Source organism: Kordia aestuariivivens (genome assembly GCF_014397005.1).
Taxonomy (GTDB): Bacteria; Bacteroidota; Bacteroidia; order Flavobacteriales; family Flavobacteriaceae; genus Kordia; species Kordia aestuariivivens.
The window spans coordinates 41,345-54,277 of sequence record NZ_JACGWS010000023.1 but is presented as its reverse complement, the minus strand read 5'-3'; the positions used below and the strand labels follow the sequence as shown (position 1 = coordinate 54,277).

The 12,933-nt window shown below is 35.4% G+C and carries 9 protein-coding genes; 5 read left to right on the top strand and 4 right to left on the bottom strand.

What is annotated here, in order from left to right; all coding sequences use genetic code 11:
• From H2O64_RS23390 to H2O64_RS23370, 5 genes are all read left to right on the top strand, one after another.
• Positions 1-200 (top strand): hypothetical protein (locus H2O64_RS23390; protein WP_187564670.1); only part of this gene is annotated, 200 nt, incomplete at its 5' end.
• Positions 201-226: 26 nt separating this feature from the next.
• Entirely contained in the window at positions 227-808 is a 582-nt protein-coding gene (locus tag H2O64_RS23385; protein WP_187564669.1) for a hypothetical protein, read from the top strand.
• 15 nt (positions 809-823) lie between these two features.
• A complete protein-coding gene (locus tag H2O64_RS23380) occupies positions 824-1,804 on the top strand; it encodes an HTTM domain-containing protein (RefSeq protein ID WP_187564668.1) in 981 nt (326 codons plus the stop codon).
• 15 nt (positions 1,805-1,819) lie between these two features.
• Positions 1,820-2,221 (top strand): thiol-disulfide oxidoreductase DCC family protein, encoded by a 402-nt coding sequence (locus tag H2O64_RS23375; RefSeq protein WP_187564667.1) that lies wholly within the window; start codon positions 1,820-1,822, stop codon positions 2,219-2,221.
• Between the two features lie 135 nt (positions 2,222-2,356).
• Positions 2,357-5,014: an outer membrane beta-barrel protein gene (locus tag H2O64_RS23370; protein WP_187564666.1), complete on the top strand. Its 2,658-nt coding sequence runs from the start codon at positions 2,357-2,359 to the stop codon at positions 5,012-5,014.
• Positions 5,015-5,280: 266 nt separating this feature from the next.
• Here the strand turns inward: H2O64_RS23370 and msrA are convergent, their stop codons facing one another.
• The 4 genes from msrA to H2O64_RS24135 form a co-directional block, all read right to left on the bottom strand.
• Positions 5,281-5,820 (bottom strand): peptide-methionine (S)-S-oxide reductase MsrA, encoded by a 540-nt coding sequence (gene msrA / locus H2O64_RS23365; RefSeq protein WP_187564665.1) that lies wholly within the window; start codon positions 5,818-5,820, stop codon positions 5,281-5,283.
• A 1,124-nt stretch (positions 5,821-6,944) separates the two neighbouring features.
• Positions 6,945-8,381 (bottom strand): alpha-amylase family glycosyl hydrolase, encoded by a 1,437-nt coding sequence (locus H2O64_RS23360; protein WP_187564664.1) that lies wholly within the window; start codon positions 8,379-8,381, stop codon positions 6,945-6,947.
• Positions 8,382-8,422: 41 nt separating this feature from the next.
• A complete protein-coding gene (locus tag H2O64_RS23355) occupies positions 8,423-10,807 on the bottom strand; it encodes a TIM-barrel domain-containing protein (protein ID WP_187564663.1) in 2,385 nt (794 codons plus the stop codon).
• A gap of 3 nt (positions 10,808-10,810) precedes the next feature.
• Positions 10,811-12,877, bottom strand: a complete 2,067-nt coding sequence (locus tag H2O64_RS24135; RefSeq protein WP_235983017.1) for an alpha/beta hydrolase — start codon at positions 12,875-12,877, stop codon at positions 10,811-10,813.
• Positions 12,878-12,933 lie beyond the last annotated feature (56 nt).

The window sequence follows — 12,933 nt, the reverse complement described above, 5'->3', positions numbered from 1 at the left end:
TTAGCGGTCATATTAATGAAGAAACTGCAGCACGTGGAATCTGGATTTTCAGAAACAAAACACATGATGATACTAAGTTTACACAAAAAACATTCATCGGAAGTTCTATCAGTGCAGAATTAACTGGTGAAGACTTACAAGTTGTTGAACAAGCTCAAGGTGAAATCAACGAAATGATGCAACGTTACATGCAAAGATAATCAACGGATCTAAAAACTATAGAACGATGAATCCTTTCAAAAATACCTTCGTATGTATCACACTAATTGTCATCCAATTGTTTTGCCTATTGTTTATCAATACGTATGGACTAATAAGAGACTATTACACACTGACAAATCCAGATGTGAAAGATGTTGAGGTATTAAAAATAGGGCATGCCATAGAAGGCAGCCCTATTTTTAAAACGTATGCGAACTACACGGGAACAGATGCCGGTTACGGTTTTTACTCTCCAAATGTAGGTAGCGAATTTGTAATGTCCTTTGCAGTTGTTGATTGTGACGGTAAACTATTAGGAGAACATCAAGCTCCGATTAGCTTACGACAAAAAGAAAGTAAAGCACGTTTTAATCTCTGTACATTTCCAATGATGGAAAGAATCATGTTAGGAGAACCAAACGAAATTTACGACAAGTATTTTGAAGTCATGATGCATCAAATTGCAAAAAACATCAATGATTCTTATGAAACAGGAAATAAGGTGGTCTCAGAAATATACATTCACCAACCTGCTCAAATTCAAGAAGCTTTAGATGGTAAAACCGAAAAACTTGCGCTATTAGAGCGTTACACATTTAGATTCTAAAAAAACTACTACACCATGAATACTTTGCAGTTAATCAAATCAAAAATACAGACATTTTTCTTCAAGGAAGACAATACGAAAGGTTCCTTTATCGCCTTTTTCAGAATAGGAACAAGCGCCTTTATTCTTATCCACTTAATGAGTATCATTTTGGATTTCAGTAAACTATTTGGAAAACAAGGAATCATTCCTTCTGATATTCGCGAATTCTTAATGTCGAATCAAATGATTTCATTTACGCAAATCATTACCTTTTTTGAAGGTTACGGAATTCCAGAAAGCGTTACAACAAATGGCTTTATAGGTACGTTTATTTTCTTTCTATTGGCGTTAATGTTTGGATTGTGTACACGATTCTCTGCTATAATGACCTTACTCTTATACAAAGCAATATACTCAGGAACATATATTTATGGGATTGATGGTTTCATGGTGACATCATTATTCTACTTAATAATATTTCCTTCAGGATATTTTCATTCCATAGACAATATCATCTTTAAAAACAGAAATCGAAACAACCTAAATGTAACCTTATTTAAAAGACTCTTACAATTCAATGTATGCATGGTATACTTTTATGCAGGACTTTCTAAAATGATGGGAATTACCTGGTGGAACGGAGAAGCAATATGGAAATCTGTTCACTTATGGAGCGCAAACAGCATTTTTGATATTGACTATACATTCTTTGCAGAAAATTCATACATACTAATGATTATGGGTTGGAGCGTATTACTCATAGAAACCTTATATCCAATCTTTATATGGATTCCGAAAACCAGAAAAATATGGTTGTTTAGCACCTTAGCAATGCACGTCGGAATAGGATTATTCTTAGATCTATACTTCTTTGCTTCCTTTATGATGTTTTGGAACGTAACGGTATTCTACATCTCAAAGCCAATGCCAGAACTAGACTTGTCAACGTATTTTACGTCATTCTTCAAAAGAAGAAACATACTACCAAGAAAACTAAAAGTAGAAGAAATTTAAACACAACAAATGATCATGTGGACGGAACTAAAAAACCATACAATTGTAATGTATGATGGAACCTGCGGATTTTGCAACGAATACATTCAATTTATTTTGGATCGAAATCCCTCGCAGCAACTAAAATTTGTTTCGTCACAATCAGAAGCAGGACAACAACTGATCAATCTGCTCAACATTCAAGGATATGCGACCTCCATAATTGTCGTACAAAACGATCAATATTACAAAAAATCCACCGCGATTTTTAAACTCATGAAACAACTTGGAAGTCCATGGAAGTACTTACGGTATTTGCAAATCATTCCAACATTCATTACTGACTTTCTGTATACGATCGTATCAAAATACAGGTACAAATTAGCACGGCAACATTGCAGGCTAATATCTAAAGAAGAAGAACACTTCTTTCTATAAAGAATAACATTTTCAACAGAAGTTCAATCAAATTAAAAAAATAGCAAACGCTCATTTTCGAGGACTTGTACACGTTAATTTGATCTAAAAACTGTTCAGATAACACAAAAAACAACACTGTTTTCCATGAAAAGGATGATACTCATATTATACTTATTATTTTTCGTAACGATTGCTGTTGGGCAAAACACATCGTACGAAATCAAAGGTATGGTTAGCGGTGTCATGGACAGTATTCCTTTAGAATCAGCAACAATATACTTGCAAAACAGCAAAGACAATTCACTAATAACCTATACAACTTCCAATCGAAAAGGAGAGTTTTCGTTAAGCGGAAAAACATCTCAAAAAAATGCCACACTTTTTATTTCTTACGTTGGAAGTAAAACCTATTCCAAAAAAATTACGCTACAAGCAAAAATAAATCTAAAATCAATCTATTTAGAAAACAGTTCTATGTTAGATGCCGTTATGATTGAATCGAGAGCGCCAGTTACGATAAAACAAGACACGTTGGAGTTTGATCCTAATTCGTTCAAAACGAAGCGGAATGCTACGGTGGAAGACTTTATCAAGAAACTACCTGGTGCGCAAGTTGACAATGATGGAAATATTACAGTCAATGGAAAAAAAGTAGATAAAATACTGGTCAATGGAAAACCATTTTTTGCAAATGATCCTACGATTGCAACACACAATTTGACCAAAGAAATCATAGAAAAACTCCAAATTACCGATTCAAAGACAAACTCAGAAGCGTTTACTGGAGAAACAGGCGATAGCAATTACAAAACGATCAATTTGGTCATTAAAGAAGAAAACAACAAAGGTTCGTTTGGAAAACTATCAACAGGAGTTGGCGACAACGATCGGTATGAATTTTCAGGAAACTACAATAAATTCAACAACAATAGAAATGTCAGTTTAATAGGAACTGGTAATAATATCAATGCGCCAAGAGTTGGTTTTGGCACCAAAGGAATTCGAACCTCTCGAAAAGGTGGAATTACGTATGCAGACGAACTCTTTAAAAATCAATCATTATCGGTAAATTACTTGTATTCTGAAACGCAATTTGAAAACAGACGAATACAAGAAACAGAATACATTGTGCCCGATGCACCGTACTTTTCCAATGCAACATCAAACTCTCAGGTTGATGACAAACAACACGCCGTAGACCTGCAATATGAAGCAACAATTGGAACTACATTTCATATTGATTTAATTTCAAACTTCACCTATTTGCCTGGTGAAAGTAGTTTTAGCAGCGCTTCAGAAACCTTAGATGAATTTCAAGAATTGACCAATACATCAAGTATTAACTCTAACAGTACAGAGACACAAAAAGAATTTACAAACGCTTTAAATCTAACCAAAAAAATAGGTGACAAAGGCGCATTCTTAAAGCTAAGGCTCAATCAAAGTTCAACTGATTTTGAAAGTGATGATTTTACAACTTCGGAATTACTATTTCTCAATTCGTCCACAGAAGATATCATTCGAAATCAATTTACAAATACAGATGATCAATCGAATACCATGAATGCCGGATTGACCTTTCGATTGCCCATTTTAGCAAAAAAACTATTTATAGACTTTAAATACGATAGCTACAACCGAAAAGAAGAAAGTGACAAAGCTGTTTTTGATTTTGATACAGGCCAGCAAACCTTCGATGAACTCAATACAATATTGAGTTCTGACTTTACATACAGAAACAACGCGATGATTCCGAGTCTACGAATTAATTATAAAAACAAAAAAATAAAAGCGTTTTTCAATTTCGATTATGCGTTCCGAACCTTGGAAAATCAAGATCGATTGCGACCCGAATTGGACATTAAAAGACGTTTTGAAATCGCGACGTATTCCGCAGGGTTTCGTTATAGATTCAGTAAAAAAACAGTGGTAAATTCGGGAATTGGTCTCACAAACATGATTCCGTCACTATCGCAATTGCAATCGTTTACCAATGTTTCCGATCCGCTGAATATTATTCGGGGAAACCCAAACTTAAAACCGCAGAATCGATACAGCATTCATGTAGATTTTAGAACCAATAATTTCCAAAAAGGATTTGGATTGTATAGCAGACTCAAAGCTGATTTTGATAACAATCGAGTTGTATCAAGATATACAATCAATGACGATTTAGTCCGAGAAACGACTTATGTAAACGTAGATGGAAATTATGGCTATCACAGTTATTTCAATATATACAAAAAAATAAAGTTTGATGAAGTACGCGTCATGCGGATCAATCTGAATAGTTCCATAAGTACAACCAAACGAATTAATTTTAATAATGACATCCGTTACGATGTGAAAACGACAAACTATAGTCCTTCTTTAGGATTTGATTTTGAGTGGGAAAATGCATTCGATTTCAACATGGATTACAATTGGAATTACATACGAACCAATGCTTCCATTGAAGGTTTTAACGATGAAGAAATCATTACGCACGAACTAAATTTTTATACAGCAACACAGCTTTTTAGGAATCTGAGTTGGGAAAATAAAGTCCGCTACATCTACAATCCGAATGTTTCCAACGGTTTTGACAAATACGCGTGGTCGTGGAACAGTTCGTTGACCTTTAGTTTCTTAAATGACAGTGCCAATTTATCGTTGAAAGTATACGATTTGCTCAATCAAAACATTAACACGCGGCGGATTGTAAGTACTGATTTCATTCAAAATACACAAAGTTTGGTATTAAGGCGTTTTGTGATGCTTTCTCTCGATTGGAAATTCAATTCCTTCAAGCGACGACCCAAACCCAAGTGACAAAGATTAAAGGGTGACAAAGTCTTTTTCCGCAGTATAGCAGACATGTTTTCGTTTGATATTCACGAAGTTTTCGAGAAATCATCAATAATCTTTTTTATAGAAAATAGGGTTTAATTAGCTAAAATTCAGAAAAATGGCTGCGGTTTTAGTTTTCGATAGAAAAACTAAAAATACCTCTAAAAGCGCACTTTCTTTTGTTTCTGTTTTCTTTGTGCGAGCAAAGAAAATGAAAATTAGAAGTTTAAGTTAATATTAGAAAGCCACTACTTCAACTTATCAGCAAACAACTTGCGAAGCTTTGTCAACTTTGGTGTAATCACATAACTGCAATATCCTTGTTGTGTATTTTCTTTATAATAATTTTGATGTTCTGCTTCCGCTTCATAAAACGTTTCTGTGGCAGTAACTTCCGTGACAATAGGTTCGTCGTAATATTCAGCAAGTTCTTTAATCACAGTTTCTGCAACTAACTTCTGAGTTTCATCATGATAAAAAATAACAGAACGATATTGCGTTCCAACATCTGCACCTTGACGATTTAAAGCAGTTGGATCGTGTGTTGCCATAAACATGATTAGAATTTCTTCAAACGAAACAATATCTGCATCAAACGTCAACTGAATCACTTCTGCATGTCCTGTACGTCCTGAGCAAATCTCTCTATATGTTGGTCTTCCCGGAACTGTTCCGCCAGTATATCCTGAAACGATCGTTTCTACACCTTTTACTTCCTGAAAAACGGCTTCTGTACACCAAAAACATCCGCCACCAATAGTTGCGGTTTGTATATTATTCATTTTCATAGTTTGTTCTTAATAATAGCACTGCAAAGATACTTATAAAACCTATTATTTTACGTTTCGTTTTTTATAGTTGCTGCATCAAAGTAGTCGTAATCTCAAAAAAAACTTACGTAAGGACATTTCAGTGGTATTAACATGATTATTATTACATCTTTAACCCAATAAAATCAAGTATTTCAGCAGCAAATCGTCAGTACAAATAACATTCACCTACAAAATTCATTCATTCATCGAAGGTTTAGTAGTTATTGTCTAATATATAGGGTTTTATGAGATAGAGATATTATATTTGGACTTAACTTTTTTTCATGGTTAAAGTAATTTATTGGTTATAAATTATTTCCCTTATTACCCTAAGACCCCAAATAATAATAACCAATTTTGGTAAAAAAAAGAGCTTCCGTAAGGAGGCTCTTTTTGATTAGTGAAACTAACTTTTGAAAAGCTTGCTAAAGCGCATTCAAAAGTGTAGTTGAACTAATTCCCCTGTAAAGGGGAATCTTATAGTCCATTTCCAGTTAGTTTTTAGAGAATGAATCTTCCTTTGAAGCAACTATTTTGAAAAGCTTGCTAAAGCGCATTCAAAAGTGTAGTTGAACTAATTCCCCTGTATATGGGAATATCATTATCTTTTCCAGCTAGTTTCTAACCTTAGTTCGATATAAAATCTGAAAGCCGATTTCTTCTTTTCCGCAGTATAGCAGGAATTTTTCGTTAAGAATTTTTGAAGCCTTGGAAAAAATTTAGAAAAATTCATGCGGTTTTAGTTTTTCAATAAGAGAAAAACTAAAAATACCTCTGGAAAAGCGCACTTTCTTTTGTTTCTTTTCTTTGTGCGAGCAAAGAAAACGAAATCGAAGATTGGCTTCGCCGAATTCACATTTGGCAAGCAAATGATTCATTTCATGAGTTCCGTAATTTGAAATAAAAATGATACGAACTAAAATAGAAATCTAATTTTTCAGAATTTTAAAGCTTATACAATAAGTGTTTGCTAAATTTGATTTGAATGAAACTTATGTCGAACTCACGTTGTTTTAGTATAAAGAGCAAACTTTAAAAATTTTTCAATAAAAAAACTCCGCCATGCAGCGGAGTCTAAATTTATATATTTCTGTTATAACTTACTCAGCAACCAAAATCATATATTGCCAAGGTTGTAATGCAACATCTTGTCCTTCTCTAAAAGTCACATTTCCATCGTTCATATAATTTGAAAAACTTCCTGTAAGTTCAATTTTTGTGAGTGCTGCTTCTTTTGAAAGGTTTGCAATGTAATACACTGCTTTTCCATCTTTTTCACGTTTAAATGCTAAAACGTTCGCGTCACTTGTTGAAACTTTTGTGTACGAAGCGGCATTTTTTCCACCGTGTAATGCAACGTGTGAATTCTTTAAAGCGCCTAGTTTTTCTAAAATAGGCCATGTTTTTCCTTTCTCTTTCGGAATTTCGTCTTTCTCAAAGAACTTCAAGCGATGTTTCATATCGTATTCTTGTCCCGAATAAATCAATGGCATTCCTGGTGCAACATAACTCAATGCAGTAAATGCTTCTGCGCCGTCGCCCATGCGTTCTTCAATCGATCCATTCCAAGAATTCTCATCATGATTGGTGACAAAATTCATTAAAATATCATCAGGTTCATACAAAGAATCTACCTGTTGCATGCGTTTGTCCCAATCAGCAACTGTTTCTTCTCCTTTTGCAATATGATTCATGCGGTGATGTGTGTCCCATCCGTACGCCATATCAAACAATTCACCTTTCAACAATTCAGGTTCCCAAGCTTCGGCAAGCATAAAAATAGATTTCTTTGCACGCAATTGCGGAATGGCTTCTTGCCAAAAATCTGTGGGAACAGAACCAGCAACATCACAACGGAAACCATCAACATCTTCATCGGTTAACCAGTATTTCATGTCTTTTACCATTGCTTTGCGCAATTCCTGATTGTCATAATTCAAATCGGCAACATCAGCCCAACCTACAGGAATCCCGTCTTCATTTAACGGATCTGTAATTTCACCTTTTGCATTTTTGGTGTAGAATTCAGGATTTGTTTTTAACCATGTATGATCCCAACCTGTATGATTTGGAACCCAATCCAAAATGACATAAATATCATTATCGTGTGCCGTTTGTATCAGTTCGCGGAAATCTTCAATCGTTCCAAACTCAGGATTAATTTTGGTGAAATCTGACACTGCGTAATAACTTCCTAAATGCTTTTTACGTTCTTCAGGATCTTCAATCTTACTTGCGAAATCGCCACCTGTAGCTTTACGTTTTGTTTCTGAAATAGGGAAAATTGGCATCAGCCAGATGATTTTTACGCCCAATTGTTTCAACTGTGGAATATCTTTCGTGAACGCATCAAAAGAACCTTCTTTTGAATATTGACGAATGTTTGCTTCGTAAATAACTGCGTTTTCCAGCATCGCGTCCGACACATCAGCGATCGTAACTTTTTTTACATCAGGAGTTTTCTCAGCTTCTTTCTTTTCCGTCTTACACGAAACAAAAAGAAGTATGGTCATTAAAAATAAAGCGGTTTTTTTCATTATAAATTAGTTTACGAATAGTTTTTAAATTGAATAGTATTTTATAGTTTAATGGTAATTTCTCGTTCTTTTTTGGTATTCCAAACAACAGAAAATGTGAGCGTGTTTTTAGTCGCATTCCAATCAAAATGAATGCGCTTTCCGCGAAATTTCACTTTTCTAGGTTTCTTGTCAATATTGTGAATTACTACTGTGATTTCTTTTGTGCTCGTTGAAAAATTTGAGCCAGTTTCTGCTTCCAAATCAATTTCCAATTCACCTTTTTCAAACTCACTTTCAAAGGCTAACAATTCGTAGTTTCCTTTTTCAAAAGCATGTTTTGTTTCGCCATTATCAGTATACATTTTCCCCGTACTTTTTAGGATAGTTTTATCATGATAATAATGTAAATCGAAAGCATTCTGGTCATAATTTGCAGTCGTTTGCATCGGTTTCGCCATCGGAATAAACGCGCCGCCGCGAATGTATGTAGGAATGGAAGCTTCTTGTGTTGAAACTATTTTTGTTTGTCCACCAAGCACTTTTTCATCCGTATACAAGTCAAACCAAACGACATCTTTCGGAAAATAGATTTCTTTTGTTTCCACGCTATCTTTTACAATTGGTGTCACCAAGAAATCATTTCCCCATAAATAGGTGGAAGCATTTGTATACAAAACTTTATTGTCGGTTTCTTCAAAAAATAGCGGACGCATTAACGGCGTTCCTTTTTGGTTATTTTCAAAAGCGATCGTGTAATTATACGGCAATAATTGATAACGCAATTCAATGGCTTGTTTCGCTAATTTTTTCGCTCTTGCGGAACGAAACACAGGCTCACTAGGAACTTCTTCTTGCGCATGCGGACGGTAAATTGGTTGAAAAACGCCGTATTGCAACCAACGGATGTATAAATTATCGTCCAAATTCGCGCCAGCAAAACCACCTAAATCCGAATGCATATAGCCCAAACCTTGCATTGCCATTTGCAGGGCAATTTCTGGTTGCGATTGCAATCCGCCCCAAGTTCTATTTACGTCGCCCGACCACGGAATGAGTCCGTAACGTTGCGAACCTGAATAGCCTGCACGCATTAAAATAAACGGTCGTGTATCTGGAAAATCTCTATCATAACCTTCTTTTATTAATCGTGCCCAATCGTGTCCGTAAATATTGTGTTTTTCGTTTGCCGTTCCTGTGTGATGCAATAACTTTTCGGGATGGACTTCAGGTTCACCTAAATCGCCCCAAATTCCAGCTACGCCCAAATCTGCGAGTTCTTTGTAAATTCCCCAAAACCATTTTTCACCTTTCGGATTGTAAATATCAATCAAGCCTGTATTCCCAAAATAGAAGTCGAATTTAAATGGATTCCCAACAGAATCTTTCGCTAAAACTCCTAAGTTAGAAGCTTCATACCAACGTTTGGAAGTCGTCAACACAAATGGTTCGGTTATGAAAATTGTTTTTACACCTTGATCGTTAAAATCTTTAATCATTTGCTTCGCATCAGGAAAAGAATCTTTATGCGCTTTCAGATTTCCCATCGTTCCTTTGATGTCTTTTCCAAACCAATACAAATCTAAAATCACTGCATCCACTGGAATTTTTTCATCTTTAAAAGCTTTAATAGTAGCTTCGGTTTCTGCTTGTGAATGATATCCAAATCGACTTGAAAAGTTTCCAAACGCCCAACGTGGTGGCAACGGCTGTTTTCCTGTCAAATTTGTATAATTATCAATAATATTTTCCCAAGAATCGCCCGCAATAACTTGATAGGTTTTGCGTCCAGAAATGGTTTCGTAGGTCAAAGTATTGTCTTTTTTGCTGTCTAAATCCAAATAGCCAATTGGCGCATTGTCAAAATGAACCATGTACATATTGGAAGACATCACAATTGGCAAGGTAAAATTCATCAACTCCGAACGTGTTTCGTAGCCATAATGTGCTCTGTTGTAGAGTTTCAATCGATTTCCACGTCGATTCATTCCTAACGCTCTTGCACCGCCGCCCATGAGAATTTCATCGTTTGTCAAATTAAAATCAATAGCTTCACCGCCTTCCACTTTTTGATAACCGTTTTTCTCAGAAATGATGGGTTTTCCTTTGTAGCTGTATGAAATCTGAAATGGTGATTTTTGTATATGCACTGAAATTCCATCAGAAACTAAATCTATAGCGGTATCGGTTTCAACAGCAGAATTCCATTTTTCAGCAGTTTTTAAAACAACTGCATGACTTGGAGAGTTGATTTTTTGTCCCTTAGGAATAAAAGTTGTTCCAATAATATCATCACTTACCAAGCGAAAGAAATATACGCCATCAGAGACACTAACGAGATGTATATTTCCACCTTCTTTAAAGTCAATAAACGTTCGATCTGCATTCTGCGCAATAGAAAATTGCCAGCATAAAAGTGATATGAATAGAATTTTAAATGATTTCATAAGTTATTTCTTTAATAAGAATGTAAACGGAATATCCAATCGTTTTTGCCAAGAATTTTCCGAATGATCGGCACCTTCAAACAATAGATTTTTATAATTCGTATCTGTATATCCTTTTTTCTTAAAAATTATATCCACCGTTTCGGCATATTGTGGATAATACTGATCGAGCGTTTTTGTTCCGTAATCAAAATAGAATTTGTGTGTTTCTGGCGAAGGCAAGTTTTCACTCATATATGCAAAAAATGTATCCGGAATTGGATTGTCTTCCATCGGCATTAAACCAACCCAATGTGTAGAAATGCACGCTGCTGCACTAAAAATTTCTGGATATTCACACATGGCGTACATCGAAATTAATCCGCCCATACTTGAACCAGCCACAAACGTATGTTCGCGATCGGTTTTGGTTGCGTAGGTTTGGTCAATATACGGTTTCAGTTCTTCCGTAAGGAACTTTAAATAGTTATCCGCGTTAAATGCTAAACTGAATTTGTTTTCTTTTGCTTTCGCGTGAATGTCCTTTTGTGTTTCGACATTTAAGTAGTCAAATGCTTTTTGTGGGAAATAATCTTGCCAACGAATTGCAGGAATATTGTACGGCGCAACTACGATAAAATCTTGAACTTTTCCTGCTAGCATCAATTTTGAAGCCACTTCATCTACTTTCCATTCTTGTTTGTTCCAAGTAGTGGTTTCGTCGAACAGATTTTGTCCATCGTGCATGTATAAAACGCTGTATTTTTTGGTTGCGGAATAGTTTTCGGGCAACCAAACATCTACATTTCTTGGTTTGATATAGTTTGATGGAAAATCGACAACACGCATGAGTTTTCCGCCAGCGAGTTTTGCTGTTTTGACTTCTTTTGCCACAGGTTTTTCGCTCGGTTGAATCTTTACATTTTCTGAAAATAACCAAAGCACAGCTTCTTTAAATTCGGAGCGCCAAAATGCTTCACCGTGCGAACCACTTGGCACAAGTTTCACATAAAAATGATCATTTGGAAAACCGTTTGTTTGCATTGAATTTATGACGTTTTTTAAGTCTTTCACCATATTTCCGCCTTCTTTTCCGCCCATTAAATAGTAGAGTTTGGATTTTTTGGCTTCTGCCAGATGTTCCTTAGTGAACGGAATAATTTTATCTGAAAACCAAAACGACGGCGAGAAAACGCCCGCTTTTCCAAATACATTCGGATATTTAAAAGCGGCATAATGCGAGATCAATCCGCCCATAGAACTTCCCATGATTGCGGTATTTTGTGAATCTTTTTTGGTTCTGTATGTTTTGTCAATTGCAGGTTTTAGTGTATTTGCAATAAAATCTATATATTGTTTTCCTTCTGGTTTTCCATGTTTTTTGTGTTCCCAAGGCGAATATTCTTGCATGCGTTTTTCGCTATTGTCAACCGCAACCACAATAAGATCCAAACCGTGTGTTTGATGAAGTTTGTTTAAGGTTTCATCTACTTCCCATTCGCCTGCATACGAAGTTGCTTTGTCAAATATATTTTGTCCATCATGAATGTACAATACAGGATATGAATCGTTGGAACTTTCATAGTTTGGTGGCAAATAGACTAAGATATTTCTATTTCGATCAAGTTGTGGAATTTTGAAATCTTCCGAAAATGTTTGTACATTTTGTTGTTTGGTAGCAGCTGTTTTGTTTGTATTTCCGTTTGACCAAGCACCAATAGAAACTTGTATCATTTCTGGATGTTCTTTAAAACTATACGTTCTGTTTTCAATATTTTCCTGTTGTTTATTGAGTTCAACAGTTTCCCAACTTCCCAATGTAAATTTGAAATTGATTGTTTCCAGATGGTTTGGAAGTGTTATTTTGTAGTAGGTGCTATCCTTTTTTTCTAGTTTGAACTCTGATTTTCCGCCAGACCAACCTTCAAAATCGCCTGAAATATAGATGTCTTTTGAAAAATCATGATCGCTTGGAAAATTAGTTATAACCAGCGTGACAGACTTTTTTCCATCAGTATGGTCATCTTTTTGTTGTCCTTTGCAGGAAAGGAAAAGTAGCGAAAGTAATATGATTGTGAGTTTTGTTTTCATGACATTTTTGTCATTCCCGCGCAGGCGGGAATCTATTTGTTATACTATTTTTCTTC

Bases quoted from the DNA above. Each gene is read 5' to 3' on its own strand.
- H2O64_RS23375 (WP_187564667.1), top strand. From the start codon at position 1,820: ATGTGGACGGAACTAAAAAACCATACAATTGTAATGTATGATGGAACC.
- H2O64_RS23360 (WP_187564664.1), bottom strand. From the start codon at position 8,381: ATGAAAAAAACCGCTTTATTTTTAATGACCATACTTCTTTTTGTTTCG.
- H2O64_RS23385 (WP_187564669.1), top strand. From the start codon at position 227: ATGAATCCTTTCAAAAATACCTTCGTATGTATCACACTAATTGTCATC.
- H2O64_RS23380 (WP_187564668.1), top strand. From the start codon at position 824: ATGAATACTTTGCAGTTAATCAAATCAAAAATACAGACATTTTTCTTC.
- H2O64_RS23370 (WP_187564666.1), top strand. From the start codon at position 2,357: ATGATACTCATATTATACTTATTATTTTTCGTAACGATTGCTGTTGGG.
- H2O64_RS23355 (WP_187564663.1), bottom strand. From the start codon at position 10,807: ATGAAATCATTTAAAATTCTATTCATATCACTTTTATGCTGGCAATTT.
- msrA (WP_187564665.1), bottom strand. From the start codon at position 5,820: ATGAAAATGAATAATATACAAACCGCAACTATTGGTGGCGGATGTTTT.
- H2O64_RS24135 (WP_235983017.1), bottom strand. From the start codon at position 12,877: ATGAAAACAAAACTCACAATCATATTACTTTCGCTACTTTTCCTTTCC.